30 protein-coding genes and 1 riboswitch are annotated in these 26297 nt (G+C 73.6%); of the genes, 19 read left to right on the forward strand and 11 right to left on the reverse strand.

Annotated features, from left to right (window positions below):
* Positions 1 to 51: 51 nt before the first annotated feature.
* From IE172_RS10315 to IE172_RS10335, 5 genes are all read right to left on the reverse strand, one after another.
* Positions 52 to 726 (reverse strand): urease accessory protein UreF, encoded by a 675-nt coding sequence (locus IE172_RS10315; RefSeq protein ID WP_190096832.1) that lies wholly within the window; start codon positions 724 to 726, stop codon positions 52 to 54.
* Positions 726 to 2447, reverse strand: a complete 1722-nt coding sequence (locus tag IE172_RS10320) for an urease subunit alpha (protein WP_190096833.1) — start codon at positions 2445 to 2447, stop codon at positions 726 to 728. The genes IE172_RS10315 and IE172_RS10320 overlap by 1 nt, the downstream gene beginning before the upstream one ends.
* The gene (locus tag IE172_RS10325) at positions 2440 to 2751 is read right to left on the reverse strand and encodes an urease subunit beta (protein WP_190096834.1); all 312 of its coding nucleotides are present in this window, start codon (positions 2749 to 2751) and stop codon (positions 2440 to 2442) included. Before IE172_RS10325 ends, IE172_RS10320 begins: the two co-directional genes overlap by 8 nt.
* Positions 2752 to 2767: 16 nt before the next feature.
* A complete protein-coding gene (locus IE172_RS10330; protein WP_190096835.1) occupies positions 2768 to 3070 on the reverse strand; it encodes an urease subunit gamma in 303 nt (100 codons plus the stop codon).
* 156 nt (positions 3071 to 3226) lie between these two features.
* The gene (locus tag IE172_RS10335; RefSeq protein WP_190096836.1) at positions 3227 to 3514 is read right to left on the reverse strand and encodes a type II toxin-antitoxin system Phd/YefM family antitoxin; all 288 of its coding nucleotides are present in this window, start codon (positions 3512 to 3514) and stop codon (positions 3227 to 3229) included.
* Between the two features lie 118 nt (positions 3515 to 3632).
* On the opposite strand from IE172_RS10335, the gene IE172_RS10340 reads away from it, so the two are divergent.
* The 3 genes from IE172_RS10340 (at position 3633) to IE172_RS10350 (ending at position 5585) form a co-directional block, all read left to right on the forward strand.
* Complete coding sequence (locus tag IE172_RS10340; RefSeq protein WP_190096837.1) at positions 3633 to 4268, forward strand: ATP-dependent Clp protease proteolytic subunit; 636 nt, start codon at positions 3633 to 3635, stop codon at positions 4266 to 4268.
* Positions 4269 to 4275: 7 nt separating this feature from the next.
* Entirely contained in the window at positions 4276 to 4584 is a 309-nt protein-coding gene (locus tag IE172_RS10345) for a hypothetical protein (RefSeq protein WP_190096838.1), read from the forward strand.
* Between the two features lie 353 nt (positions 4585 to 4937).
* Positions 4938 to 5108: riboswitch (cyclic di-AMP (ydaO/yuaA leader) on the forward strand.
* A gap of 3 nt (positions 5109 to 5111) precedes the next feature.
* Positions 5112 to 5585, forward strand: a complete 474-nt coding sequence (locus tag IE172_RS10350; RefSeq protein WP_190096839.1) for a C40 family peptidase — start codon at positions 5112 to 5114, stop codon at positions 5583 to 5585.
* A gap of 105 nt (positions 5586 to 5690) precedes the next feature.
* Here the strand turns inward: IE172_RS10350 and IE172_RS10355 are convergent, their stop codons facing one another.
* Positions 5691 to 6164 (reverse strand): ATP-binding protein, encoded by a 474-nt coding sequence (locus IE172_RS10355; RefSeq protein ID WP_190096840.1) that lies wholly within the window; start codon positions 6162 to 6164, stop codon positions 5691 to 5693.
* Positions 6165 to 6376: 212 nt separating this feature from the next.
* Between IE172_RS10355 and IE172_RS10360 the strand changes: the two genes are divergently transcribed.
* Together IE172_RS10360 and IE172_RS10365 are read left to right on the forward strand one after the other, a co-directional pair.
* Positions 6377 to 7237, forward strand: a complete 861-nt coding sequence (locus tag IE172_RS10360; RefSeq protein ID WP_190096841.1) for a helix-turn-helix domain-containing protein — start codon at positions 6377 to 6379, stop codon at positions 7235 to 7237.
* A gap of 9 nt (positions 7238 to 7246) precedes the next feature.
* On the forward strand, positions 7247 to 7471 hold the full coding sequence (locus IE172_RS10365; protein ID WP_190096842.1) for a DUF397 domain-containing protein: 225 nt from the start codon (positions 7247 to 7249) through the stop codon (positions 7469 to 7471).
* A gap of 111 nt (positions 7472 to 7582) precedes the next feature.
* Here the strand turns inward: IE172_RS10365 and IE172_RS10370 are convergent, their stop codons facing one another.
* Entirely contained in the window at positions 7583 to 8710 is a 1128-nt protein-coding gene (locus IE172_RS10370; RefSeq protein WP_190096843.1) for an 8-amino-7-oxononanoate synthase, read from the reverse strand.
* A 146-nt stretch (positions 8711 to 8856) separates the two neighbouring features.
* Between IE172_RS10370 and bioB the strand changes: the two genes are divergently transcribed.
* The 11 genes from bioB (at position 8857) to mug (ending at position 19956) form a co-directional block, all read left to right on the forward strand.
* Complete coding sequence (gene bioB, locus IE172_RS10375; RefSeq protein WP_190096844.1) at positions 8857 to 10014, forward strand: biotin synthase BioB; 1158 nt, start codon at positions 8857 to 8859, stop codon at positions 10012 to 10014.
* Positions 10007 to 11287: an adenosylmethionine--8-amino-7-oxononanoate transaminase gene (locus IE172_RS10380; protein ID WP_190096845.1), complete on the forward strand. Its 1281-nt coding sequence runs from the start codon at positions 10007 to 10009 to the stop codon at positions 11285 to 11287. Before bioB ends, IE172_RS10380 begins: the two co-directional genes overlap by 8 nt.
* A gap of 1 nt (position 11288) precedes the next feature.
* Positions 11289 to 12005, forward strand: coding sequence for a dethiobiotin synthase (gene bioD, locus IE172_RS10385; protein WP_190096846.1), 717 nt, complete (start codon positions 11289 to 11291; stop codon positions 12003 to 12005).
* Between the two features lie 284 nt (positions 12006 to 12289).
* Positions 12290 to 12991 carry a class I SAM-dependent methyltransferase gene (locus tag IE172_RS10390; RefSeq protein WP_190096847.1) on the forward strand — a complete coding sequence of 234 codons (702 nt, stop codon included), beginning with the start codon at positions 12290 to 12292 and terminating at the stop codon, positions 12989 to 12991.
* 176 nt (positions 12992 to 13167) lie between these two features.
* Positions 13168 to 13959, forward strand: a complete 792-nt coding sequence (locus IE172_RS10395) for an ABC transporter ATP-binding protein (protein WP_190096848.1) — start codon at positions 13168 to 13170, stop codon at positions 13957 to 13959.
* 91 nt (positions 13960 to 14050) lie between these two features.
* On the forward strand, positions 14051 to 14476 hold the full coding sequence (locus tag IE172_RS10400; protein ID WP_190096849.1) for a GNAT family N-acetyltransferase: 426 nt from the start codon (positions 14051 to 14053) through the stop codon (positions 14474 to 14476).
* Between the two features lie 207 nt (positions 14477 to 14683).
* The gene (locus IE172_RS10405; RefSeq protein WP_190096850.1) at positions 14684 to 16051 is read left to right on the forward strand and encodes a hemolysin family protein; all 1368 of its coding nucleotides are present in this window, start codon (positions 14684 to 14686) and stop codon (positions 16049 to 16051) included.
* Positions 16048 to 17061 carry a hemolysin family protein gene (locus IE172_RS10410; protein ID WP_190096851.1) on the forward strand — a complete coding sequence of 338 codons (1014 nt, stop codon included), beginning with the start codon at positions 16048 to 16050 and terminating at the stop codon, positions 17059 to 17061. Before IE172_RS10405 ends, IE172_RS10410 begins: the two co-directional genes overlap by 4 nt.
* Positions 17062 to 17119: 58 nt before the next feature.
* Complete coding sequence (locus IE172_RS10415; RefSeq protein WP_190096852.1) at positions 17120 to 17896, forward strand: SGNH/GDSL hydrolase family protein; 777 nt, start codon at positions 17120 to 17122, stop codon at positions 17894 to 17896.
* Between the two features lie 72 nt (positions 17897 to 17968).
* Entirely contained in the window at positions 17969 to 19411 is a 1443-nt protein-coding gene (gene purB / locus IE172_RS10420; RefSeq protein ID WP_190096853.1) for an adenylosuccinate lyase, read from the forward strand.
* Positions 19408 to 19956, forward strand: coding sequence for a G/U mismatch-specific DNA glycosylase (mug, locus tag IE172_RS10425; RefSeq protein WP_190096959.1), 549 nt, complete (start codon positions 19408 to 19410; stop codon positions 19954 to 19956). Before purB ends, mug begins: the two co-directional genes overlap by 4 nt.
* 9 nt (positions 19957 to 19965) lie before the next feature.
* Here mug and IE172_RS10430 read toward each other — a convergent pair whose 3' ends face one another.
* Genes IE172_RS10430 through IE172_RS10440 form a run of 3 tightly spaced genes read right to left on the reverse strand, consistent with a single transcriptional unit; the run spans position 19966 to position 22110 of the window.
* On the reverse strand, positions 19966 to 20406 hold the full coding sequence (locus IE172_RS10430; RefSeq protein WP_190096854.1) for a hypothetical protein: 441 nt from the start codon (positions 20404 to 20406) through the stop codon (positions 19966 to 19968).
* 55 nt (positions 20407 to 20461) lie between these two features.
* Complete coding sequence (locus IE172_RS10435) at positions 20462 to 21187, reverse strand: ABC transporter permease (protein WP_190096855.1); 726 nt, start codon at positions 21185 to 21187, stop codon at positions 20462 to 20464.
* Positions 21188 to 21189: 2 nt separating this feature from the next.
* Positions 21190 to 22110: an ATP-binding cassette domain-containing protein gene (locus IE172_RS10440; RefSeq protein ID WP_190096856.1), complete on the reverse strand. Its 921-nt coding sequence runs from the start codon at positions 22108 to 22110 to the stop codon at positions 21190 to 21192.
* Between the two features lie 107 nt (positions 22111 to 22217).
* Between IE172_RS10440 and IE172_RS10445 the strand changes: the two genes are divergently transcribed.
* The 3 genes from IE172_RS10445 (at position 22218) to IE172_RS10455 (ending at position 25326) form a co-directional block, all read left to right on the forward strand.
* The gene (locus IE172_RS10445; protein WP_190096857.1) at positions 22218 to 23375 is read left to right on the forward strand and encodes a sensor histidine kinase; all 1158 of its coding nucleotides are present in this window, start codon (positions 22218 to 22220) and stop codon (positions 23373 to 23375) included.
* Between the two features lie 14 nt (positions 23376 to 23389).
* Positions 23390 to 24052, forward strand: coding sequence for a response regulator transcription factor (locus tag IE172_RS10450; RefSeq protein WP_190096858.1), 663 nt, complete (start codon positions 23390 to 23392; stop codon positions 24050 to 24052).
* Positions 24053 to 24159: 107 nt separating this feature from the next.
* Positions 24160 to 25326 (forward strand): ROK family transcriptional regulator, encoded by a 1167-nt coding sequence (locus tag IE172_RS10455; protein ID WP_190096859.1) that lies wholly within the window; start codon positions 24160 to 24162, stop codon positions 25324 to 25326.
* Positions 25327 to 25511: 185 nt separating this feature from the next.
* Here the strand turns inward: IE172_RS10455 and IE172_RS10460 are convergent, their stop codons facing one another.
* A complete protein-coding gene (locus IE172_RS10460; RefSeq protein ID WP_190096860.1) occupies positions 25512 to 26273 on the reverse strand; it encodes a GntR family transcriptional regulator in 762 nt (253 codons plus the stop codon).
* Positions 26274 to 26297 lie beyond the last annotated feature (24 nt).

Genomic DNA, 26297 nt, shown 5'->3' on the forward strand with positions numbered 1-26297 from the left:
GCGGACGGCCGGGAACGGGCCTGACGAACGATCGCGCTGTGAGCGGTACGGCTAGGTCGCGAACAGCCGCACGTCCCATCCCGCGTGCGCTTGCGCGGAGATCTCCAGCAGCGGAGCGGAGGCCGCGGGCAACGCGTCCGTCCCCTCACCGGCCGCCCGCTCCGCCGCGCGCACCGCCGCCTCGGCCACCCGGTCCGTCTCCGGCGCCAGGCGCGCCAGCACCCCGGTCGCCCCGAACGGATCGAGTCCCAGCAGCCGCACCGTCGCCGAGGCCGGCCCGCTCACGCTCTCGTACACCGCGCAGTACGCCGCGTCCACGGGGGCCAGCCCGGCCGCCCGCGCCGTGACTCCCAGGACCACCGGCTGATGGGCGCCCTTGGGGAACCGCTCGGAGAGCGCGTCGAGTTCGCCGGACGGCCAGGCCGCGCGCGCCGCGCGCGTCAGCTGCCGGCCCAGCTTGCGCGAGGCGGTGCGCAGCGCGGGCGAGGGCGTACGCGCGTCGGCTGCCGCGTCCAGCTCCACGGGGTCGGCGCCGAGCGCCGCGGCCGCGGCGAGCGCCGCGGACACCAGCCCCGTCGTGTGCAGCCGCCCCCGGCAGAAGTCCTCCAGGCTCGCGGCGCCCGTGACGCGCCCCGCCCGGACGGCCGCCTCCGCCCCGCCGGAGTGCGCGTGTCCTCCGGCGGGGAACCGGCCGTCGGCGAGGACGAGGAGCGCTCCCCTGGACATCAGAAGAGGAAGTACCGCTGGGCCAGCGGCAGTTCCTTGGCGGGGGTCGCCTCGATCAGCTGCCCGTCGATGTGCACGGCGAAGCTGTCGGGGTCGATCCGCACCTCCGGCATGGCGTCGTTCTCCCGCATGTCCGCCTTGGTCACTCCGCGGGTGGAGTCGATGGTCACGAACCGCTTCCCCAGCGCCAGCCGCGCGGGCAGGCCGGCCTCGGTGGCCGCCTCGGCCACGAAGTTGACCGAGTTGGCGGCGGGCGCCCGTCCGACCGCCCCGTACATGGGGCGCGGCAGGACCGGCTGCGGGGTCGGGATGGAGGCGTTGGCGTCGCCCATCTGCGCGTAGGCGATCTGTCCGCCCTTGAGGACGAGGAGGGGCTTGACTCCGAAGAACGCCGGTTCCCACAGCACGAGGTCCGCCAGCTTGCCGCTCTCCACCGAGCCGATCTCGCGGGCCAGGCCCTGGGCGAGCGCCGGGTTGATCGTGTATTTGGCGACATAGCGACGCACCCGGTGGTTGTCGGCGCGTCCGTCGCCGGGAAGGGCGCCGCGCCGCCGCTTCATCACGTGGGCCGTCTGCCAGGTCCGCATGATCACCTCGCCGATCCGCCCCATGGCCTGCGAGTCGGAGGAGATGATCGAGATGGCCCCCAGGTCGTGCAGCACGTCCTCGGCCCCGATGGTGGACGGCCGGATGCGGGACTCGGCGAAGGCCAGGTCCTCCGGTACCGCCGGGTTCAGGTGGTGGCACACCATCAGCATGTCGAGGTGCTCCTCGACGGTGTTGACGGTGAACGGCCGGGTCGGGTTGGTGGAGCTGGGCAGGACGTGCGGTTCGCCCACCACGGTCATGATGTCCGGGGCGTGCCCGCCGCCGGCGCCCTCGGTGTGGTAGGCGTGGATGCCGCGTCCGGCGATCGCCGCGAGCGTGTCCCCCACGAAACCGGCCTCGTTGAGCGTGTCGGTGTGGAGGGCGACCTGGACGCCGGTCCGCCCGGCGACGGTGAGCGCGGCGTCGATGGCGGCCGGCGTGGCCCCCCAGTCCTCGTGCAGCTTCAGTCCGACCGCGCCGCCCCTGATCTGCGAGAGCAGCGCTTCCCGGGAGACGGTGTTGCCCTTGCCGAGGAGTCCGATGTTGAGCGGGTACGCCTCCATCGCCTCCCACATCCGCGCCAGGTGCCAGGGGCCGGGCGTGACGGTGGTCGCCTTGGAGCCCTCGGCGGGTCCGGTGCCGCCGCCGACCAGAGTGGTGACGCCGGAGGCCAGCGCCTCGTCGGCGATCCGCGGGCAGATGAAGTGCACGTGCGCGTCGACCGCGCCGGCGGTCAGGATCCGCCCGTTGCCGGCGATGATCTCGGTCTCGGGGCCGATGACCAGGTCCGGGTGGACGCCGTCCATGGTGTCGGGATTGCCCGCCTTGCCGATGCCGGTGACGCGGCCGTCACGGATGCCGATGTCCGCCTTGACCACGCCCCAGTGGTCGACGACGACGGCGCCGGTGACGACCGTGTCCGGCGCGCCGGCGGCGCGGGTGGCGGTGGCCTGGCCCATGGACTCACGGATGACCTTGCCACCGCCGAACACGGCCTCGTCGCCCGCGCGTCCGGGGCCGCCGGAGCGGTCCTCCTCGATCTCGATCAGCAGGTCGGTGTCGGCCAGCCGGATGCGGTCACCGGTCGTCGGGCCGTACAGGTCGGCGTAGGCGGCACGGGAGAGCTCAGGCATCGAGCGCACCTCCGACCCGGCCCCGCAGTCCGGGCACGACGCGGTGTCCGGCGAGCGGGACGAGTTCCACCTCGGCGGGGATGCCGGGCTCGAACCGTCTTGCGGTGCCGGCGGCGATGTTCAGCCGTTTGCCGCGAGCCGCCGAGCGGTCGAACTCCAGCCCGGGGTTGACCTCGGCGAAGTGGTAGTGCGAGCCGACCTGGACGGGCCGGTCGGCGGCGTTGAGGACGGTCAGCCGGGTGACCTCGCGGCCCTCGTTGCAGACGATCGGGCCCTCGGTGAACAGGATCTCTCCGGGAATCACGGCGGCCGCTCCCCGCTCAGACGATCGGGTCGTGGACGGTGACGAGCTTGGTGCCGTCCGGGAAGGTGGCCTCCGCCTGCACGTCGTGGATCATCTCGGCGACGCCCTCCATGACGTCGTCCCGGGTGAGCAGCCGCCGGCCGGACGCCATGAGTTCGGCGACGGTGCGGCCGTCCCTGGCGCCTTCGAGGAGGTGCGAGGTGATGAGGGCGACCGCCTCGGGGTGGTTCAGCCTCAGCCCTCGGTCACGGCGCCGCCGCGCCACGTCGGCCGCGACGTGGATCAGCAGCCTCTCCTGCTCGTGCGGGGTCAGTTGCACGGCGCCCACCTCACAGTCCTCGCTCCGGACCGTGCGGGGCCCGGTGGCCGTGGCCGTCCGGCAGGTCCGTCTGCCGGTGGCGTGGCCCCGGAGGCTAGCCGGGCGGCGTTTCGGGGACGTTAACCCCGCGCGCTCAGGGCGCCGGAACCCGCCGGCCTACGCGCCGTCCGCCCGCCGGTGCTCCGCGGCGATACCGAACCGCTGTCGTTCGCGGGGAGCGGACGCGGACTCCCGGACTCCGGACACCGTACTGATCACCTGCTCCTCCGCGGGCTCCGAAGGCTCCTGGAGCTCTTCGAGTCGTCGCAGGTCATCGGCGGACACGAGGGCGACGAGGGGCTTGCCGTGCCGGGTCACGACGACCCGCTCACCGCCGTACACCACGCGGTTGATCAGGTCGGCGAGCTCTGCCCTGGCCTGGGTCACCGGAATCTCGTAAGCCATGGCTCCATCATAACGTCATGTACGTCCTGTACATTTTTTACAGAGACCGCCGGCACCCGCGCGGCGCCGCCGGCTGTTCGGCCCGACAGACGCAGACCACCAGACAGGAGGGACCCGCATGACCCGACCGTCCGCCCGCCACGTCCTCCCCGGGTTCACCGAACGCACGCCGTCCGGCCACCGGACGACGGATCCGTACGCGAAGCTGCTGCAGGAGCGGATCGTCATCGTCGGGACACCGGTCGACGAGACCACCGCGAACGACGTGATGGCGCAGCTCATGTACCTGGAGCACCACTCCCCCGAGCGGGACGTCTCGCTCTACATCAACTCCCCTGGCGGTTCCTTCGACGCCGCCTCCGCGATCCACGACACGCTGCGCTACGTCACCTGTGACGTGGAGACGGTCTGTCTGGGCCGGGCCGAGGGCACGGCGGCGCTGCTGCTGGCCGCCGGCGCTCCGGGCAAGCGGCTGGTGCTGCCCGGCTCCCGCCTGGTGCTCCGTCAGCCGGCGGTGGCGGAGCCGGTCGAGGGCCGGGCGAGCGAGCTGGCGGCCCGGGCCGCGGAGCTGGGCCGGATCCGGGCCCGCACGGAGGAGATGCTCGCGCGGTACACGGGCCGCGCCGCGGAGCGGGTCCGGGCGGACCTGGAGCGGGACCTGGTCCTCGACGCGCAGGCCGCGGTGGACTACGGCCTGGCCGACCGGATCGTGTCCCACCGCGGGGGCGGCCGCACCGCCCCCGGCCCGAGGTGAGCCGCGGATGCTGCCTCCCGAACTCCCGCCGCTGCCCGCCCTCACCCGCGCGGAGGCCGAACTGATCGACCGGTACCTCGAGGTCGTCGACCTGCTCGGCCGGGTCAACCCGGCCCTGAGCGGGGACACCTACCGCGGGCTGCGCGCGGCCCAGGCCCTGGTCGGCAAGGCCGTCGCGCTCCGCGAGGCGCTGGCCCTGATGCACCGGCGCGGCGAGAGGGAACTGCACTCCGCCACGCTGGCCCGCGCCCTGCGGGTGCTCGACGGAGAGCGGCGTACGGCCCGGGTCACGCTGCCGCCCGAGGACGGCAGTTGACGCCTCGGGACGCGGGCCGGCGGCGCGCTGCGACACGCCTTCAATCGGACCAAATGACGTACCTCCATCCGGCGTAGGCGAACCTCCTGTTTCCGGGCGGTCCAAGTTGCGCTCCCTGCGCGGCCGGAGGCCGGAAGAGGGCGTTCCGCCCCTGGTCCGGGGCTCACCGGGGCAGCGGCAAGCCGCTCGAACGGGACGCCGTCCACCCGAACGGATGAGTGGTGAGTAACAACACAAACCCCACGTTCCGTTGTGTTTTCGATCGCGCGATGAGCCAAGATCCCTGACTGACGACAAGACCCCGCCGCCGCGGCGGGGCGATCCGGGCGGACGCCGAGTCCTGCCGCCGCCCGGATGACCGGTCGACAGGAGTGGATCGGCAGGAGTGGAGGACCCAAGCACGACGGGTCGCCGGAACCCCGGTTCCGAGCGGTCCTTGGGGTGAAGCCGCACTCGTGCGGCCGGGCCACTTCGCCAGCCCGAATCCGACAGGTCATCCTTCACAGGCGGCTGACGAAGGGTTGCGCATGACTGCGCTCAATCGTGTCCCGTCTCTCATGGCCCGTGCCGGTACGGCCTCGGCCCTCACCCTGGCCGCCGTGGGCGGCTCCATCGTGGTTCCCGGCGGCGCCTCGGAGGCGGCCGCCGCGAGCCACGCCTCCAAGGCGCTGAGCATCGCCGCGTCCAAGAAGGGCTCCCCGTACCAGTGGGGCGCCATCGGACCGAACCGGTTCGACTGCTCGGGTCTGACCCTGTACTCGTTCAAGAAGGCGGGCAAGAAGCTGCCCCGCACGGCCGCCCAGCAGTACAACAACACGCGCCACATCTCCGCCGGCAGCCGCAGGGCCGGGGATCTCGTGTTCTTCCACTCGGGCGGCTACGTCTACCACGTGGGCATCTACGCGGGGAAGGGCAAGATCTGGCACGCCCCGAAGACCGGGGACGTGGTGCGTCTGCAGAAGATCTGGACCCGGAGCGTCTCGTACGGCCGCGTGGGGTGATCCGGCGGGGCGGCGGCGCCCCCGCGCGTGCCGTCGCCCCGCCCGCCCGCACGACGGCGTTCCCGCTCCCGCTCTGCCCCCGGGCCGGGTTCCGCCGCCGCGGTTTCAGACCGGGGTCTCCCGCGGTCCCGCCGCCGTGACCGCTTCGGCGGGCTTGACGGCCCCCGCCCAGGGGAGGTCGACCGAGACCGTCTTGCCGCCCTCCCGCGTGCGGCGGACCCTGAGTCTGCCCCCGCATTCCGCTGTCAGGCAGCGGATGATGACCAGCCCCCGCCCGTTGTCCTGCTGCACCGCCGCGGGCAGCCGTTTGGGCAGACGGGGGTGACTGTCCGTCACGCCGATGTGCACCCGTTCGTCGCGGACCAGGACGACGTCCACCCTGAACGTGGGTGACTGACCGAGGGTGTGCTGCACCGCGTTGGTGGCGAGTTCGGAGACGATCAGCCGGACGGTGTCGGACAACTCCGCGTCCGCCGGCATGCCCCAGTCCAGCAGCGTTCCCACCACATGGGCGCGGGCGGCGGAGACCGAGCCGGGATCGCTCGGCAGAGTGACGGATGCTTCCAGATGGTCTGCCATGGCGACGTCGTCCCTTTCCCACGGGCCCGCGGTCCGACACTGAGCGGCTGGTTCGAGTACGGTCCCGCACTGGTGGTTCGTCGCCAGACTGCCATCACCGCACGGCACGGGGCGGCGATCCACCGAGATATGCATATATCTGTCGCTCAAAGCGGTGAACTCTGCGACGGGAGACCGTATCCGGGCGGCTCGGAAGGAGTAAGGAGAAGCCCATGCAGCACGGTCCCGCGGTGCGCCGCCGCAAACTGGGCGCCGAATTGCGCGCACTGCGCACCTCGGCGGGACTCACCAGCGGTGAGGCGGCCCGGATGGCGGGCTGGCACCAGTCGAAGGTGAGCCGGATCGAGACGGGTACGAGCGGGGTGAAACCGGCCGATGTGCGGTTACTGCTCGACGTCTACGGCGTGGCCGATCCGCAGTTGCGGGAGTTGCTGCAGGTGCTGTCGGGCACCGGTGACGGAGGCGGCCGGCACCACTGGTGGCACGCCTACCGGGGCGTGCTGCCGCCGACCTACCGCGACTTCATCAGCCTGGAGTCGCAGGCGAGCGCGATGCGCACCCTGGAGACCACGGTGATCCCGGGGCTGCTGCAGACCCCGGAGTACGCGCGTGCGGTGACGGAGGCGGCCCTGGAAGGTGAGTCGGAGGAACGTCTGGACGCCCTGGTGGAGGTGCGGCTGGCCCGGCAGCACGTGCTGCGTGCGGAGCCGCCCCTGGAGCTGAGCGCGGTCCTGGACGAGGCGGTGCTGCGCCGGGAGGTCGGCGGCCCCGGAGTGATGGCCCGTCAGCTGTCCCGGCTGGTCGACGCGGCCCTGCTGCCCCAAGTGCGGTTGCAGGTACTGCCGTTCAGCGCCGGAGCGCACATCGGTGTCACCGGCCCTTTCGTCATCTTTTCGTTTTCGCGCACTTCTGATCTCGACGTGGTTGTTCTCGACCACCTGACGAGTAGCCACTATCTGGAGCGGAAAGAAGACCTCCGGGCCTACTCGGAGGCCTTCAACGCCCTGTCGACCCATGCCCTTTCCCCCGAGGACTCGTTGGATTACATCGCCGGCGCAGTCGCCGGCGCGTAAGGAGGCACGATGCCCGCACCGCCCCGGACCGTCCCTTCCAGCCTCGCACTGCACGGTGTGCGGTGGCTGCGCAGCAGTTACAGCACGGGGGCGAACAACTGCGTCGAGACCGCCAGGCCGGCCGCAGGGCCCCTGGCCGGCCTGCTCGCCGTGCGCGACTCCAAGGTCCCCGACGGGCCCGCGCTGCTCTTCTCCCCCGGTCGCTGGGCGGAGTTCGTGACCGCGGTCCGCTGACCCGGCCTCACACCCGGCGTTCCGACCGACACAGCCACCGATCCGACCGACCGAGCCACCGATCCAACCGATCGTCCCTCATCGCGCGACACACGACCGTGCCACGCCGACTCATGGCCGCGTTTCGCCGATCACCCGTACAGCGCGTTCGATCTCTGCCCCGGACAGGTCCGCACGGGCGGTCAGCCTGAGCCGTGAGACGCCGTCGGGCACGGAAGGAGGACGGAAACAGCCCACGGCCAGGCCGGCCGCCCGGCAGTCGGCCGCCCATCGCACGGCCTGCTCCGGGGAGGGGGCGCGCACGGAGACGACCGCGGCGTCCGGACGCACCGCTTCCAGACCCGCGGCCGTCAGCCGCTCGTGCAGTTCGCGCGCCACCGCGCCCGCCCGCGCCGCACGCCCGGGTTCGCGGCGCAGCAGCCGGAGCGCCGCCAGCGCCGCGCCCGCCGCCGTCGGCGCCAGTCCCGTGTCGAAGATGAACGTCCGCGCCGTGTTGACCAGGTGCCGGATCACCCGGGCCGGGCCGAGCACCGCCCCGCCCTGGCTGCCGAGCGACTTGGACAGCGTCACGGTGACGACCACGTCGTCGGCGCCCGCGAGGCCCGCCGCGTACGGGGCGCCGCGGCCGCCGGCACCGAGCACACCCAGGCCGTGCGCGTCGTCGAGGACCAGGCCCGCTCCGTGCTCCCGGCACACCGCCGCCAGTTCCGCGAGCGGGGCGGCGTCGCCGTCCACCGAGAAGACGGTGTCGGACACGGCCACGGCGGGGCCGTCGTGTCCCTGGAGCGCCTTGCGCACGGCATCGGGGTCGCGGTGCGCGGCAACGTGCGTCGCACCGCGGGCCAGCCGGCAGCCGTCGATCAGCGAGGCGTGGTTGCCCGCGTCGGAGACGATCCTGGACCCGTGCGGGGCGAGCGCGGTGACGGCGGCCAGGTTGGCGGCGTAACCGGAGGAGAGGACCAGGGCCGCCTCGAAGCCGCAGAACGCGGCCAGCTCGTCCTCCAGCTCCGCGTGGAGTTCGGTGGTGCCGGTGACCAGCCGGGACCCGGTCGAACCGCCGCCCCAGGTCCGCGCGGCCGCCGCGGCGCCCTCGGTGACCTCGGGATGCCGGGTCAGACCCAGGTAGTCGTTGCTCGCCAGGTCGAGCACCGGCGTGTCGGCGGCGCGCGGACGCAGGGTGCGTACGAGTCCGGCCCGGCGGCGCAGTTCCGCCTGCTCGTCGATCCAGCCGAACGCCATGGGCCCTCCGCGGTTTTGTAGGCAGTGCACAGACATTAGCGGGGCGCCGGGCGGACCTCTGTGTGGCGATACCCACACCTCCGCACCCCTCTGTTGTACGAACCCTCCTTGGCCGGAGCGGGTCGGGTAGGACAGGATCGGCTCTCATGGACCTGCTGAACACGCTGGTGGACAAGGGGCTTCGGCGCGAGACGCCGACCCGCGCGGAAGCACTGGCCGTCCTCGCGACGTCCGACGACGACCTGCTCGAGGTGGTGGCCGCCGCCGGGAAGGTGAGACGGCACTGGTTCGGCCGGCGGGTGAAACTGAACTATCTCGTCAACCTCAAGTCCGGCCTCTGCCCGGAGGACTGCTCCTACTGCTCCCAGCGGCTCGGTTCCGAGGCGGGGATCCTCAAGTACACCTGGCTCAAGCCGGACCAGGCGTCGCAGGCGGCCGCCGCCGGTCTCGCGGGCGGCGCCAAGCGGGTGTGCCTGGTGGCCAGCGGCCGCGGCCCCACCGACCGTGACGTGGACCGGGTCTCCGACACCATCAAGGCGATCAAGGAGCAGAACGAGGACGTCGAGGTGTGCGCCTGTCTGGGGCTGCTCTCGGACGGCCAGGCGGAGCGGCTGCGCGAGGCGGGCGCGGACGCCTACAACCACAACCTGAACACCTCGGAGTCGACGTACGGCGACATCACGACCACGCACACGTACGCCGACCGGGTGGACACGGTGCGCAAGGCGCACGCCGCCGGTCTGTCGGCCTGCTCGGGGCTGATCGCCGGTATGGGCGAGTCCGACGAGGACCTGGTCGACGTCGTCTTCTCGCTGCGCGAGCTGGACCCGGACTCGGTGCCGGTCAACTTCCTGATCCCGTTCGAGGGCACACCGCTCGCCAAGGAGTGGAACCTGACCCCGCAGCGGTGCCTGCGCATCCTGGCGATGGTGCGGTTCGTCTGCCCGGACGTCGAGGTGCGGATCGCCGGCGGCCGTGAGGTCCACCTGCGGACGATGCAGCCGCTGGCGCTGCACCTGGCCAACTCGGTCTTCCTCGGCGACTACCTCACCAGCGAGGGGCAGGCGGGCAAGGCGGACCTGGAGATGATCGCGGACGCCGGGTTCGAGGTGGAGGGCACCGACCAGGTGACCCTGCCCGAGCACCGCGCCGGTGGCGGCTGCGGGTCCGGCGAGGGCGGCGGCGTGTGCGGTCCGGCGGCCACGGCGGCGGGGTCCTGCGGGAGCGCGGCCGAGGAGCCGCGCACCGATCTGGTCGCCGTGCGCCGCCGGGGCGCCGGGACGGACCTCGCGCCCAATGCCTGAGCGGTCCGTCGCCGAACTGCTGGAGCTCGACCGGCGGCACGTGTGGCACCCGTACGGGCCCATGCCGGGCCGTCAGGAACCGCTCGTCGTGGAGTCGGCGAGCGGGGTCCGGCTACGGCTCGCCGACGGCTCGGGCGAACTGGTCGACGGCATGTCGTCCTGGTGGTCGGCGATCCACGGCTACAACCACCCGGTGCTCAACGAGGCGGCGCGCGGGCAGTTGGAGCGGATGAGCCATGTGATGTTCGGCGGGCTCACGCACGAGCCCGCCGTGCGGCTGGCGAAGCTCCTTGTCGACATGTCGCCGGACGGGCTGGAGCACGTGTTCCTCGCCGACTCCGGGTCGGTGTCGGTCGAGGTCGCGGTGAAGATGTGCCTGCAGTACTGGCGTTCGCTGGGCCGGCCGGAGAAGCGGCGGCTGCTGACCTGGCGGGGCGGCTACCACGGTGACACCTGGCAGCCGATGTCGGTGTGCGATCCCGAGGGCGGGATGCACGAGCTGTGGAGCGGGGTGCTGCCCCGTCAGGTCTTCGCCGGGGCGCCGCCCGCGGAGTACCGGGAGTCGTACGCCGGCCACCTGCGGGAGACGGTGGAGCGCCACGCGGGTGAACTGGCCGCGGTGATCGTGGAACCGGTGGTGCAGGGCGCGGGCGGTATGCGGTTCCACTCCCCCGCGTACCTGCGGGTGCTGCGGGAGGCGTGTGACGAGCACGGCGTGCTGCTGGTGTTCGACGAGATCGCGACCGGCTTCGGCCGCACGGGCGCGCTGTTCGCGGCGGAGCACGCGGCGGTGACACCGGATGTGATGTGCGTGGGCAAGGCACTGACCGGCGGTTACCTGACCATGGCGGCGACCCTGTGCACCGCGCGGGTGGCCGAGGGCATCTCGCGCGGTGACGTGCCGGTGCTGGCGCACGGTCCGACGTTCATGGCCAACCCGCTGGCGGCGGCCGTGGCCTGCGCCTCGATCGGCCTGCTGCTCGGGCAGGACTGGCTCGCGGAGGTCAAGCGGATCGAGACGGGCCTGCGGGACGGGCTGGCGCCGGCGGCCGATCTGCCCGGTGTGCGGGACGTACGCGTGCTGGGCGCCATCGGGGTGGTCCAGCTCGATCACGACGTCGACATGGCGGCGGCCACTCGGGCGGCGGTGCGTGAGGGCGTGTGGCTGCGGCCGTTCCGCGACCTGATCTACACCATGCCGCCGTACGTCACGGATGACGCGGACGTGGCGCGCATCGCCCGCGCGGTGTGCGCGGCTTCGGAGGAGGGATGACATGCCGGTGATGGTGATCACGGGCACCGGCACCGAGGTCGGCAAGACGGTGGTGACGGCCGCCGTCGCCGCGGCGGCGCTGGCGGCGGGCCGGTCGGTGGCCGTGCTGAAGGCGGCGCAGACGGGTGTGCGGCCGGACGAGCCGGGCGACGCCGAGGAGGTCGCGCGGCTCGCCGGGGCGGTGACCACCGCCGAGCTCGCCCGCTACCCCGAACCGTTGGCGCCCGCCACCGCCGCCCGCCGGGCGGGGCGCGCCCCCGTGCGTCCGCACGAGGTCGCGGAGCGTGCCGCCAAGCTCGCCGCCGAGCACGACCTGGTGCTGGTGGAGGGAGCGGGCGGGCTGCTCGTACGGTTCGACGCGGACGGCGGGACGCTCGCGGACGCGGCGGTGCTGCTGTCCGCGCCGGTCCTGGTGGTGGCCCCGGCCGGGCTCGGCACCCTGAACGCCACGGAGCTGACGGTCCGGGAACTGCGCGGGCGGGGGCTGGACGTGGCGGGTGTGGTGATCGGCAGCTGGCCCGGCGAGCCGGACCTGGCGGCGCGCTGCAATCTGCTGGACCTGCCGGACGTGACCGGGGCCCCGCTCCTGGGCGCCGTCCCGGCCGGGGCGGGCGCCCTCGACCCCACCGGCTTCCGCACGTCGGCACGCCACTGGCTGGCCCCCCGCCTGGCGGGGACCTGGGACGCCGAGGCCTTCCGGACACGCGAGGCTCCCTGACGGCACCGGCGGGATGACGCGGTGTCCCCCGAGGCCCGCCCGCCCCGTCCTCATGGACGCCCGCATCGCACCGGCTGGTAGGCGACGGTTCCGGGCGGGCGGCCACCAGGGGGCAGCAACGCCGCTCCGGAGTCCTGGGGACGGGCTCCGGGACGCCCGCCGTGAGCCGGCGGCGGGGACGGGCTCCCGGTGTCGTCCGCCGCCGGGGCGACGCGGTGACGGCCGGGGTTCGCCGGGTGGGGCCGGGGGGAGAATCGCCGTAGGTCCCTTCCGGGGAGGTCCTCATGCAGCTTCGGTCCGTCCGCACCGCGAAGGCGACGCGGGACTCCGTGCACCACCCCGTGTTCGCCCGCTTCTACGCCCGGGCGAGCGTCGCCGCCGAGACCCGCATGGGGATGGCGGAGGTGCGCGGCCGGCTGCTCGGCGGACTGTCCGGGCGGGTGATCGAGGTCGGCGCGGGCAACGGGCTGAACTTCGGGCACTACCCGGGCGCCGTCTCGGAGATCGTCGCCATCGAACCGGAGCGGGCGCTGCGCGCGATGGCCGTGGAGGCCGCCTTGCGCGCCGGGATCCCGGTGGACGTGGCGCCGGGAGTCGCCGAGGCCCTGCCGGTCAAGAGCGAGGCGTTCGACGCGGCGGTGCTCTCGCTGGTGCTGTGCAGCGTGCGGGACGTGGCGCGGGCGCTCGCGGAGGTACGGCGGGTGCTGCGGCCGGGCGGTGAGGTGCGGTTCTTCGAGCACGGCCGGGGCGGCGGCCCGGTCATGCACCTCACCCAGCGGGCGCTGGACCGCACGCTGTGGCCGCCGCTGGCCGGAGGCTGCCACGTGTCGCGCGACCCGGTCGGCGCGCTGCGTGAGGCGGGATTCGAACTCGGCCCCTACCGGCGGATGTCGGTGCCGGACAAGGGACCGGCACTGCCCCAGTCGTTCTGCGTCATCGGCACCGCGTGGCGGCCGGTCGACGACGCGGCGCCGGCCGGGCGCTGATCACCCGCCCCGGTCGCGCGGCCCGAACGCGACGTCCCGCACGGTCACCCCGCCGAGAAAGGTGCCCCTTACACGCGCTGCGGGAGCCAGACTCACGGGGGATGTCGGATGTGGGACCGGTCACACTACCCTCGGCGCGACAGGCACGACCGGACGTCCATACGGAGGAGGCGGCCTTGTCCCTTTCTGCTGCGCAGCACGCCCCCGGCGTCTCGCCGGGTGACGGGTTCGCGGCCCGCGCCCGCGGGCTGACCAAGGCGTACGGCTCGGGCGAGACGGCGGTGGTCGCCCTGGACTCGGTGGACGTGGACATCGTGCGCGGGCGGTTCACCGCGGTGATGGGCCCCTCGGGCTCCGGGAAGTCGACACTGATGCACTGCCTGGCGGGCCTGGACACCGTCTCGGCCGGACAGGTGTGGCTCGGGGACACCGAGATCACGGGGCTGAAGGACCGGGAGCTGACCCGGCTGCGCCGGGACCGGATCGGGTTCATGTTCCAGTCGTTCAACCTCATCCCGACCCTGAACGCACGCGAGAACATCACCCTGCCCATGGGCATCGCGGGCCGGAAGCCCGACGAGGAGTGGCTGGACCGGGTCGTCGACACCCTGGGCCTGCGGGACCGGCTCGGGCACCGGCCCGCGCAGCTGTCCGGCGGCCAGCAGCAGCGGGTGGCGTGCGCGCGGGCACTGGCCTCACGGCCGGAACTGATCTTCGCGGACGAGCCGACCGGGAACCTCGACTCACGGGCCGGCCTGGAGGTGCTGGGGTTCCTGCGCGAGGCCGTGGACCTGCTGGACCAGACGGTCGTCATGGTCACCCACGACCCCGGCGCGGCCGCCCACTCCGACCTGGTGCTCTTCCTCGCGGACGGCAGGATCGTGGACGAGATGCGGCAGCCCACGGCGGAGACGGTCCTGGAACGGATGAAGCGCTTCGACCTGTCCCGCGCGGCCGTGAGGGACTGAACGCCGCCCCGAGGAGCCTCCTCACCCCCGGCGACCGGTCCGGATCGTGGAATTGCGCACCGGCCGCCCTCCCGCGTGCTGGGATCGGCGCATGAGTGAGCTGCGCGTACGGGCCGCCGGGCCCGAGGACCTCGACCGTGTACTGGGTTTCTGGAAGGTGGCCGCCGAGGGCACGAGCATCAGTGACGACCGTGCCGGTGTGGAACGGCTCGTCGAGCGCGATCCCGGGGCGCTGATCCTCGCGGAGGAAGGCGGCGAGCTCGCCGGTACGGTGATCGCGGGCTTCGACGGCTGGCGGTGCCATCTCTACCGGCTGGCGGTGCACCCGGACCGCCGCCGCCGGGGCATCGGCTCCGCGCTGCTGGCCGCCGCGGAGGAGCGGTTCACCGGGCTCGGCGGGCGCCGCGCGGACGCGATGGTGCTCCAGCGCAACGAGACCGCGCACCACGCGTGGGGCGCGGCGGGATACGCGCCGCAGGAGCGGTGGCGGCGCTGGGTGAAGCCGCTGACCGGATGATCCTCGGCCCGGGGGCCCTGTCTCGACGGTTCGGCGTCGCGGCGTCGCGGCGTTGCGGCGTCTCGAGTTTTTGCTGATCCTTTACTCTTCACGGGCCACTCGGTCCTTCATGAAAGGTTGTGTGCGTCCGCCCATGGGCGAGCCCCCCGGTCCTCGACATCGAGCATCCGTTCCCCTCCTGTCCGACCATGGGACTGAGGTGACCCGATGACCGAAGTGCTCCTTCTTCTGGCGGCGATCCTGCTCTCGCTCGCCTGTGGCGCGTTCGTCGCGGCCGAGTTCTCCCTCACCACGGTGGAGCGGAGCGAGCTGGAACGGGCCGTCGAGCGCGGTGAGCGCGGCGCGGCGGGGGCCCTCAAAGCCGTACGGAGCCTGACCTTCCAGCTCTCCGGCGCGCAGCTCGGCATCACGGTCACCAATCTGGTGATCGGCATGCTGGCGGAGCCGTCGATCGCGGCGCTGCTCTCGGGCCCCCTCGAGGCCCTCGGTGTCTCGGGTTCCGCGGCGCGCTCCCTGGCCCTGGTGATCGGCACCGCCCTGTCGACCGTGTTCCTGATGGTGGTCGGCGAACTGGTGCCGAAGAACTGGGCGATCTCCTCGCCGCTGGCGGTGGCCAAACGGGTCGGCAACGCCCAGCGCTGGTTCAGCGTCGCCTTCCGGCCGTTCATCACCCATCTGAACAACACGGCCAACCGGCTGGTGCGGCGCCTCGGCCTCGAACCGGCCGAGGAGCTGGAGTCCGCGCGCGGGCCCCAGGAACTCGCGGCGCTCGCCCGGCACTCCGCCAAGGAGGGCGTGCTGGAGCCGGACACCGCCGAACTGTTCGTCCGCACGCTGAACCTCGCGGACCTCACCGCGGAGAACGTGATGACCCCGCGCGTCCAGGTGATCGCCCTGGAGACGCAGGCGACCTGCGAGGACGTGCTGAACGTGACCCGGGCGACCGGGCTGTCCCGGTTCCCCGTCTACCGCGAGACCCTGGACGCCGTCGTCGGCACCGCGCACGTCAAGGACGTACTGGCGCTGCCCGCGGAGCGCCGCGCCCGGGTGCCGGTGTCGGAGCTGATGCGCGAACCGCTGCTGGTCCCCGGATCGCTCACGGTCGACCGTCTCCTCGACCGGCTGTCCGGGCGGCGCACCATGGCCGTGGTGATCGACGAGTACGGCGGCACCGCGGGGGTGGCCACCCTGGAGGACATCGTCGAGGAGGTCGTCGGCGAGGTGCGTGACGAGCACGACCCGCACGAGATCCCCGACCTGGCCGGGGAGGGCACCGACGAGGACGGGCGGGCGCTGTTCTCGGCCGACGGCTCCGCGCGCGTGGACCAGCTCGCGCGGGTCGGCCTGCGCGCCCCGGAAGGGCCCTACGAGACGCTCGCCGGGCTGGTGGCCGCGCGGCTGGGGCGGATCCCCGACGCCGGTGACGCGCTGGAGGTGGCGGGCTGGCGGCTCGAGGTGGTGGACGCCACCGGGCGCCGCGCGGCACGTGTCCTGCTGCACGCGCCCGCCGGCGAGGGGCCCGCGGGCGGGCCGCGGAACACGGTGACCACGGACGACGAGGGGGCGCGGCGATGACCGTCGTACAACTGCTGATCGGTCTGGCGACGCTGGTCGTCAACGCCTTCTTCGTGGGCGCCGAGTTCGCCCTGATCTCGGTCCGCCGCAGCCAGATCGAGCCGTACGCCGACCGGGGCGAGCGGCGCGCCAAGAGCGTGCTGTGGGGTCTGGAGCACGTGTCGGCGCTGATGGCGGCCGCGCAGCTCGGCATCACCCTGTGCACGCTCGTCCTCGGTGTCGTCGCCGAACCCGCGATCGCGCACCTGCTCGAACCGGTCTTCCACGCGGTGGGCGTCCCCGAGGGCGCCGGGCACGCCGTGTCGTTCGTGATCGCCCTGACGCTCGCCACCTACCTGCACATGCTGCTCGGCGAGATGGTGCCGAAGAACGTCGCCCTCGCCGAGCCGGTGCGCACCGCGCTGGCGCTGGGCCCGCCGCTGGTGGCGCTGTCCCGTGCGCTGCGTCCGGTGATCTTCACGGTCAACGCCTTCGCCAACACGCTGCTGCGGCTGCTGCGGGTCGAGACGCGTGACGAGGTCGTCGCGTCCTTCTCGGACGCCGAGCTGGCCCAGATCGTGAAGGACTCCGGCGAGGCGGGGCTGATCGACGACCGCGCCCAGGAGCGGCTGCACGACGCGCTGGAACTGGGCCGCCGGCCGGTGCGGGACGTGGTGATGCCGCTGGAGCGGGTGGTCTACGCGCGCGTGGGCGTCACCCCGGAAGGGCTGGAGCGGCTGTCGGCGGAGTCCGGGTTCTCCCGGTTCCCGGTGGTGGACGAGCAGCGGCGGATCGTCGGCTACCTGCACGTGAAGGACGCCCTGGACGCCTCCCCGCGCGACATGCCGTTCCGGACGGCGGACATGCGGGCCATCGCGCGCGTGCGGGAGAGCACACCGATGGACGACGTCCTCACCGCCATGCGCCGCAGCCGCACGCATCTGGCGGCCGTCCTCGGGGCGGACGGACGGCTGGCGGGCCTGGTGACGATGGAGGACGTGCTGCAGGAGCTGTTCGGGCAGCGGGCCTGAGCACCGGAGAACCCGACCGACCGCCGGGTATGTGCCACGGGATACCATCTCTGTCGCCATGCAGACGAATCCCACCCACAGCAGCCTCGTCGCCCTGGGCGACTCCTTCACCGAGGGCATGTCCGACCGGCTCCCCGACGGCACCTACCGCGGCTGGGCCGACCTCCTCGCCGGGCGGATGGCGGCCACCGCTCCCGGGTTCCGGTACGCCAACCTCGCGGTGCGCGGCAAGCTGATCCGGCAGATCGTCGACGAGCAGGTCGAGGTCGCCGCGGCCATGGGCGCCGACGTCATCACCCTGGTCGGCGGGCTCAACGACACCCTGCGGCCCAAGTGCGACATGACGCAGGTGCGGGATCTGCTGACGGAGGCGGTGGAGCGGCTGGCCCCGCACTGCAAGCAGCTGGTGCTGATGCGCAGTCCCGGCCGCCAGGGGCCGGTGCTGGAGCGGTTCCGGCCGCGCATGGAGGCGCTGTTCGACGTCGTCGACGAGCTCGCCGGGCGGCACGGCGCGCTGGTCGTCGACCTCTACGGGGCGCCCTCGCTCGCCGATCCCCGGCTGTGGGACGTGGACCGGCTGCACCTGACCTCGGACGGACACCGCAGGGTCGCGGAGGCGGTGTGGCAGACGCTGGGCTACGCGCCCGAGGACCCCGAGTGGCATCTGCCCCCGGAGGCGACGCTCCCCCCGCGCTGGGCGGCGCGGCGGGTCGCGGACGCCCGGTTCGCCCGGCAGCACCTGCTGCCGTGGATCGGCCGCCGCCTCACCGGCCGCTCCTCCGGCGACGGCCTGCCGCCGAAGCGGCCCGAGCTGCTGCCGTACGAGAACCTGTAGCGGCCCCTTGTGCTTTCCTCCAGGTCACCCCGCGGCGCCGGCCTGCAGGAATCGCCAGTAAACTCCGTGCACGTGACTGCTGCGCCCGCCAAGCCCCGTATCCCGAACGTCCTCGCCGGACGCTACGCCTCCGCCGAGCTCGCCACGCTCTGGTCCCCCGAGCAGAAGGTGAGACTGGAGCGGCAGCTCTGGCTCGCCGTGCTGCGGGCCCAGAAGGACCTCGGGATCGAGGTGCCCGACGCGGCGATCGCCGACTACGAGCGTGTCCTCGACCAGGTCGACCTGGCCTCGATCGCGGAGCGCGAGAAGGTCACCCGCCACGACGTGAAGGCGCGGATCGAGGAGTTCAACGACCTCGCCGGGCACGAGCACGTGCACAAGGGCATGACCTCCCGCGACCTCACCGAGAACGTCGAGCAGTTGCAGGTCCGGCTCTCCCTGGAGCTGATCCGCGACCGCTCCGTGGCGGTGCTGGCCCGCCTGGCCAGGCTGGCCGCCGAGTACGGCGAGCTGGTCATGGCCGGACGCTCGCACAACGTGGCCGCGCAGGCCACCACCCTCGGCAAGCGGTTCGCGACCGCCGCCGACGAGCTGCTCGTCGCGTACGGCCGGGTGGAGGAACTGCTGGGCCGCTACCCGCTGCGCGGCATCAAGGGCCCGGTGGGCACGGCGCAGGACATGCTGGACCTGCTCGGCGGGGACGCGGGCAAGCTCGCCGAGCTGGAGCAGCGGATCGCGGGGCACCTGGGCTTCTCCCAGGCGTTCACGAGCGTCGGCCAGGTCTACCCGCGCTCCCTGGACTACGAGGTCGTCACCGCGCTGGTGCAGCTCGCCGCCGCGCCGTCGTCGCTGGCCAGGACGATCCGGCTGATGGCCGGGCACGAACTGGTCACCGAGGGCTTCAAGCCGGGCCAGGTCGGCTCGTCCGCCATGCCGCACAAGATGAACACCCGCTCCTGCGAGCGCGTCAACGGGCTGATGGTCATCCTGCGCGGCTACGCCTCGATGACCGGCGAGCTGGCCGGTGACCAGTGGAACGAGGGCGACGTGTCCTGCTCGGTGGTGCGCCGGGTCGCGCTGCCGGACGCGTTCTTCGCGCTCGACGGGCTGCTGGAGACGTTCCTGACCGTGCTCGACGAGTTCGGCGCCTTCCCCGCGGTCGTCGCCCGGGAGCTGGACCGCTACCTGCCGTTCCTCGCCACCACCAAGGTGCTGATGGGCGCGGTACGGGCAGGCGTGGGGCGCGAGGTCGCGCACGAGGCGATCAAGGAGAACGCGGTCGCCACGGCCCTCGCCATGCGGGAGCGGGGCGCCGAGCGCAACGACCTGCTCGACAAGCTCGCCGCCGACGAGCGGCTGCCGCTCGACCGGGACGAGCTGGGGGCCCTGATGGCGGACAGGCTCTCCTTCACGGGCGCGGCGAGCGACCAGGTGGGCGTCGTCGTGGGCCGTGTCGACGAGATCGTGAAGCAGCGGCCCGAGGCCGCCGGTTACACCCCCGGGGCGATCCTCTGAGGCGCTTCACCCAGGAGGAACTGCAGGCCGCCCGCGACCGCCTCGTACCGGACGTGGCCGCGGACGGCCTGCGCGTGCTGTTCTGCGGGATCAACCCGGGTCTGATGACGGCCGCGACCGGCCACCACTTCGCCCGCCCGGGCAACCGCTTCTGGCCGGCCCTGCACCGCTCCGGTTTCACCCCGGAACTGCTGCCGCCGTCGCAGCAGGAGAAGCTGCTGTCGTACGGGCTGGGCATCACCAATGTGGTGGCGCGGGCCACCGCGCGAGCGGACGAGCTCAGCGCCGAGGAGTACCGGGAGGGCGGGCGGCTGCTCGCCGCGAAGGTGGCCCGGCTGCGTCCGGGGTGGCTGGCCGTGCTCGGTGTCACCGCCTACCGCGCGGCGTTCGACGACAGGAAGGCGCGGGTGGGGCCGCAGGCGCGGACCATCGGCGGGACGCGTGTGTGGGTGCTGCCCAATCCGAGCGGGCTGAACGCGCACTGGACGCCGGCCACGCTCGCGGAGGAGTTCGGCCGGCTGCGGGAGGCCGCGGCGGACCGGTGAGGCCGGCCGTCAGGGCGGGGCCGTGTCCGTCACCACCGCCAGCAGCCGGATCCCGTCGTACGGGTCCCGGTCGGCGACCGCCACCGCGACCCAGCGCGCGGTGCCCGGGACCTCCCACAGCCATGCCATGTCCGCGCGGGCGCAGAGTCCGGCCCACGGCTCGGGTATGTCCTCGCGCTCGGTGCGCAGCAGCAGCGTCCGCAGGTTGAAGGGGCCGACGTCGCCCCAGCGCGAGGCCAGCACCTCGTAGAGGGCGTCGCGGCCCTTCTCGAAGTCGTCCACCGCGACCGCCGCGTCGGCGGGGTCGCCGTCACCGGGCCCGGGCCCGCTCTCGAGGATCGCCACATGGTGACCGGGCGCCCCGAAGCCGGCGTCCGACGGGCCGCGCTCCGCCGGGAAGGGACGGAAGCACAGCTCGTCGATGAGGGCGATGTGCCGTGCGATGTTCATGCGTCCAGTAAACCCGCCGCCACTGACACTTGGCGGTGCGTCAGCTCGCCCGCGGTCAGGCGTCCCTGCGGCGCAGGCTCCACGCCCCGGCGAGCAGGGCGGCGGCCGCCCACAGGGCGGTCACGGCAAGTCCCGTCCAGGGGCCCAGGGTTCCCTCGGACGTCTGCCGCAGGACGACCTGTCCGGCCCGGTCGGGCAGGAAATCGGCGGCGGTTCCGGCCGCGTCGCCGATCACGAAGGACACCACCAGGATGAACGGGATCAGCACGGACAGGGTGGCCACTCCGCTGCGCAGCAGGGTGGCGAGTCCGGCCGCGAGGAGCGCCATCAGGGTCAGGTAGACACCGCAGCCGAGCACACCGCGGACCTGTTCGGCCGTGCTGAGGCCGCTGGCCGTGTCGCCGAGTCCCGCCCGCGCCGCGAGCAGGGCGGCCAGGGCGGCCGGCAGCCCGACGAGCAGCGTGGGAACCGCGATGGCGGTGATCTTCGCGGCGAACCAGCGCCCCCGCCGCGGGACCGCGCCGAGGGAGAGCCGCAGGGCGCCGTTGTGGTACTCCGCCGACACGGCCATGGCGCCGAAGGAGACGGCGGCGATCTGTCCCACGGCGGCACCGGACAGGGCCGTGAACAGCGGGTCGGACTCCGGGTCCGAGGCACCGTCCACCCCGGCGACCGCGGAGAACGCGGTGGTCACGGCGAACAGCGCGAACAGCGCGCCCGGAAGTGAGCGGACGGTGCGGACCTTCAGCCACTCCGCGTGGAGCACGGGTGCGAACCGCATGGTCAGGCCTCCTGCGGCTGGGCGGTGAACTCGGTCTCGGCGGCGGTCAGATCCAGGTAGGCCTGCTCCAGCGTGCCCTGGTCGGCGGTGAGTTCGAGGATCGGTACGCCCGCGGCGGAGGCGAGGCGTCCGATGTCGTCCACGCGCGCGCCGGGCACGGTCCAGTGCCCGTCCGGGTGTTCCTCGGCGTCGTGCCCGTGCCGGGCCAGGGCGTTCTTCAGGGCGGTGGCGTCGGAGGTGCGGATCCGGACGGCCGGGCGGACGCGCGCGTCGATGAACTCCCGCATCGGAGTGTCGGCGAGCAGCCGGCCGCGGCCGAGGACGACGAGGTGGTCGGCGAAGACGGCCGTCTCGTTCATGAGGTGACTGGAGACCAGGACCGTGCGCCCCTCGTCCGCCAGGCGGCGCAGCAGCGAGCGGATCCACACGATGCCCTCCGGGTCGAGACCGTTGGAGGGTTCGTCGAGCATGACCACCGCCGGGTCGCCCAGCAGGGCGGCGGCGATGCCCAGCCGCTGGCGCATGCCCAGGGAGTAGGTCCGCACCCGGTGGCGCGCCACCGGTCCCAGGCCGGTCTCCTCCAGGACCTCGTCCACCCGGCGGTCCGGGATCCGGTGGCTCGCCGCGAGGACGCGCACGTGGTCGCGGCCGGTGCGGGAACCGTGGGCGGCCTGCGCGTCCAGCAGCGCGCCGACGTGGCGCAGGGGTTCGGTGAGGGTGGCGTAGGCGCGTCCGCCGACGGTCGCCGAGCCCGACGTCGGGTGGTCGAGGCCGAGCACCAGGCGCATGGTGGTGGACTTCCCCGCGCCGTTGGGGCCGAGGAAGCCGGTGACGCGGCCGGGCAGGACACGGAAGGTGAGGTGGTCCACGGCTCGCCGGGCGCCGTACTCCTTGGTGAGGTCCTGGACGTCGATGCTGGTCATGGGCACAGCGTGGCCGCCGGACCGGTGGCGGGGCCTCCCCCGGACGGGGAGACCCGCTCCCCCGCGCGGGGGAGGCGGGTGCCGGTGGGCCCTGGCACGATGACGGGATGATCCGCATGCTGCGTCCGCTCCGGCGCGGGAAGACGTACACGCGTCTGCTGCACCTCTGGATACCCGGGCTGCCGTTCAGCGTGTGGATGTTCATCGATCCCTCGAAGCCCTGGGTGCCCGCGCTGGTGCTCGTGCCCCTGGGGCTGGTCTCCTCGGTGCGCAGGGGCGAGGGCGTGCAGGCGGCGCTGCTGCTGACGCCCGACGAGCGGGAACCGGGTTTCTCGCAGGAGCCGTCGGCGACCTGGCGGGACCGCAGGCGCACCGCGTGGTGGCTGGCGGTGCGTGTGGCGCTGGCGGTCGTGGCGGTCTGCCTCACGGTGTGGCTGCCGCTGCTGTCCTACTCACTGGTCGAAGTGGCGGCGGGAACGGTGCCCGGGGGCGTGCCGGTGCTGGAGGACGCGACCCCGCACTGGGCGTACGCCCTGCTGGTGCCGCTTCCGCTGGCCGTGCTGTACGCGGTCGTGGTCGGGCTCGGCGAGCTGGTCACCGTGACGGCGCGCCGGCTGCTCGGCCCCTCCCCCGCCGAACGCCTGGCCGTGATGGAGGCCAGGACCGAGCAGCTCCTGGAGCGCACCCGCATCGCGCGGGAGCTGCACGATTCCATCGGTCACGCGCTGACCGTCGCCGTCGTGCAGGCCGGTGCCGCGCGGGCGGCGGGCGATCCCGCCTTCACCGACCGGGCGTTGCACGCCATCGAAGAGACGGGCCGGGCGGCGCTGGAGGACCTGGAGCGGGTCCTGGGCGTGCTGCGCGAGACCGGCGGACCGGCGGGCAGCCGTCCGGGGCTCGTGGACGCCGACCGTCTGCTGGAGTCGGCCCGCGCCTCCGGCGCGGAGGTCGACGCCGAGGTGACGGGCCCGCTGGAGACGGTGCCCAGGCCGGTGTCCCGCGAGGGCTACCGCATTCTGCAGGAGTCACTGACGAACGCGCTGCGGCACGCGGGGACGGTCCCCGTGCGGGTCCGGATCGACGTGGCCGACGGCGCGCTGCTCCTCGACGTCCGCAATCCACTGACGGAGGACGTGCCCGGCGGCGGCGGGCGGGGCAGCGGCCTGCGCGGCATACGCGAGCGCGCCGCGCTCCTGGGCGGCCGCGCCTGGACGGGCCCCGACGAGGGCCACTGGCGGGTGCGGGCCGAGCTGCCGCTGGGCTGATCTACGCTGGCGGGATGCCGGTGACCGTTCTCCTCGTCGACGACGAACCCCTCGTCCGCGCGGGCCTGCGGGCGGTGTTGGAGGCACAGCCCGACATCGAGGTCGTCGGGGAGGCGGCCGACGGGGCCGCGGTGATTCCACTGGTGCGGCGCCTGCGGCCGGACGTGGTCGCCATGGACGTGCGCATGCCGCTGCTCGACGGGATCGAGGCCACGCGCGCGCTGCTGCGCACGGTCGACGCCCCGCCGAAGATCCTCGTCGTGACGACCTTCGAGAACGACGAGTACGTGTACGGGGCACTGCGCGCCGGCGCGGACGGGTTCCTGCTGAAGCGGGCGCGGCCCGCGGAGATCGTGCACGCGGTGCGGCTGGTCGCCGAGGGCGAGTCGCTGCTGTTCCCCGCCTCGGTACGCCGCCTGGCGGCCGAGTACGGCGAGGAGGGCGGCAACCGGGCCGCGCGGGCGGTGCTGGAGCGGGCCCGGCTGACCGAACGGGAGGGTGAGGTGCTGCGGCTGATGGCGCGGGGCCTGACCAACGCGGAGATCGCCGCCCGGCTCGTGGTGGGGACCGAGACCGTGAAGTCCCACGTGAGCGCCGTACTGGCGAAGCTCGGGGCGCGGGACCGGACCCAGGCGGTGATCGCGGCCTACGAGTCGGGCTTCGTGGCGCCGGGGTGAGCCGTCCCCCCGCGGGGCCGGCCGGGTCGCTCCCGCCCGGAGGTCGCCGGGGTCCGCCGCGCCGAGTACGATCCGCCCAACACGCGCACGAGCTCGGAGGACGGACGGTGGGTCGGCTGACCGGCGGGGACCCCTCGCTGCTGCGAAGGATCAACTCCGCGGTGGTGCTGCACGCGTTGCGGGCCACGGAGTGCGCGACGCTGACCGAGGTCACCCGGGTCACGGGGCTGTCCCGGCCGACCGTCGAGGGCGTCGTGGAGGGGCTCATCGAAGCGGGGCTCGTCGTGGAGACGGCGGCCGAGGAGGGCGCCGCGCGGCGGCAGGGCAGGCCGGCACGGCGGTTCCGGTTCCGGGCGGAGGCGGGGCATCTGCTCGGCCTCGAGATCGGTGTCCACCGGGTGGCCGCGCTGCTGGCCGATCTGGACGGCCGGGTGATCGGCGCCGAGGCGCGGGACGTCGACGAGACGGTCGACGCGGACGAGCGGCTGGAGCGGCTGCGCGCGGCCGTCGCGGAACTGCTGCGCCGTGCGGGTGTCCCGCGTGGCTCGCTGCGGGCCGTCGGCGTGGGCACCCCCGGGATCGTCGAGGCGGACGGCACCGTACGGCTGGGCACGGCGCTGCCCGGCTGGACGGGACTGGGCCTCGGCGCGCGGCTGAGCAGGTCCTTCAAGTGCCCGGTGCTGGTGGAGAACGACGCCAACGCGGCCGTCGTCGCCGAGCACTGGAAGGGGGCCGCGAAGGACACCGACGACGTGGTGTTCGTACTGGCCGGACTGAGCCCCGGCGCCGGGTCGCTGATCGGCGGACGGCTGCACCGGGGGTTCGGCGGGGCGGCCGGGGAGATCGGTGCGCTGCATCTGCTGGGCCGGGAGGCGACCCCGGAGGCCCTGCTGTCGACGACGGACGAACCGCTGCATCCGCTCGACGAGCAGGCGGTCGCCGCCGTGTTCGCGCAGGCCCGCGAGGGCGACAAGCGGGCGCTGGCGGCCATGGACCGCTTCATCGCCCGGCTGGTCCACGACGTGGCGGCGCTGGTGCTGGCCCTCGACCCGGAGCTGGTCGTGATCGGCGGCTGGGCGGCCGGCCTGGACGGTGTGCTGGAGCCGCTGCGCGGCGAACTGGCCCGCTTCTGCCTGCGCCCGCCGAGGGTTTCCCTGTCCCTCCTGGGTGAGGCGGCGGTCGCCACGGGAGCGGTACGGCTCGCCCTCGACCACGTGGAGGAGCAGCTGTTCGCCGTGGAGGGCACGGTGACGGCGCGTCGGCGGGGCGCCTGACGCCGTGCGGCGGGCCGTCGGGGCCGGCTGTGCGGGTGCGCTGGGGCCGAGCGCGCAGTTCCCCGCGCCCCTGGGGGGGTGTGGGTGCCCACGCGGGTCCTGTGCGGGTGCGCTGGGGCTGAGCACGCAGTTCCCCGCGCCCCTGGGGTGTGTGGGTGCCGGAGGGGCGCAGGGGGTGGGTGGTGTCAGGAGGCGTGGCGTTCCGGGCCGTGGTGGATCTGCACGCCGCCGGAGTCTCCGAACGTCAGCCGGCAGGTGTCCGCGCGGTACGTCGCCACGGAGAGCGCCGCGGTGCGGCCGCGGGCGATGAAGCGCGTGGTGACGACGAGGACGGGCGCGCCCGGCAGGCGGTCCAGCTCCCGGGCGTCGTCCGCGCGGGCGGAGCCCAGCTCGACGGCGTTCTCCTGCCGTTCCAGCTCCAGGCGCTGCAGTTCCCGCAGCACCGCCCGGGCACGCGGCGCGCCGGACGGCGTGTCGATGGCGGGCAGCGCGGGCACCGAGTCCGCCGGAATGTACAGCAGTTCGGCGGCGACGGGCTGCCCGTGGGTCACGCGGGAGCGCCGTACGACGTGCACGGGCTCCTCGCGGCCGGTCACCAGGGTCTCGGCGACGGCGGCGGGCGGCACCTCGAGGACGCAGTCCAGGGTCTGCCAGGCGTCCAGCGGCCCTCCCGGCCAGGCGTGCCGGGCGGTGCCGACGGAGACGCCCATGCGCGGCGGGGCGACGGTGGTGCCCACCCCGCGGCGGCGCTGCAGCCTGCCCTCCAGTTCGAGCTGTTCCAGGGCCTGCCGGAGCGTGGCCCGGGCGACACCGAAGCGGGCGGCCAGATCACGCTCGTTGGGCAGGATCTCGCCCACCGAGAACTCCGAGTCCAGCGCCTCGCTCAGCACGGTCCTGAGATGCCAGTACTTCGGTTCCGGCACCGTTTCCAGCTGCGTGGTCCCCACCCTGTCCTCCACGATCGCCGTGTC

It is taken from the genome of Streptomyces griseoflavus (genome assembly GCF_014649995.1).
In the GTDB taxonomy this organism is placed as follows: Bacteria; Actinomycetota; Actinomycetes; order Streptomycetales; family Streptomycetaceae; genus Streptomyces; species Streptomyces griseoflavus.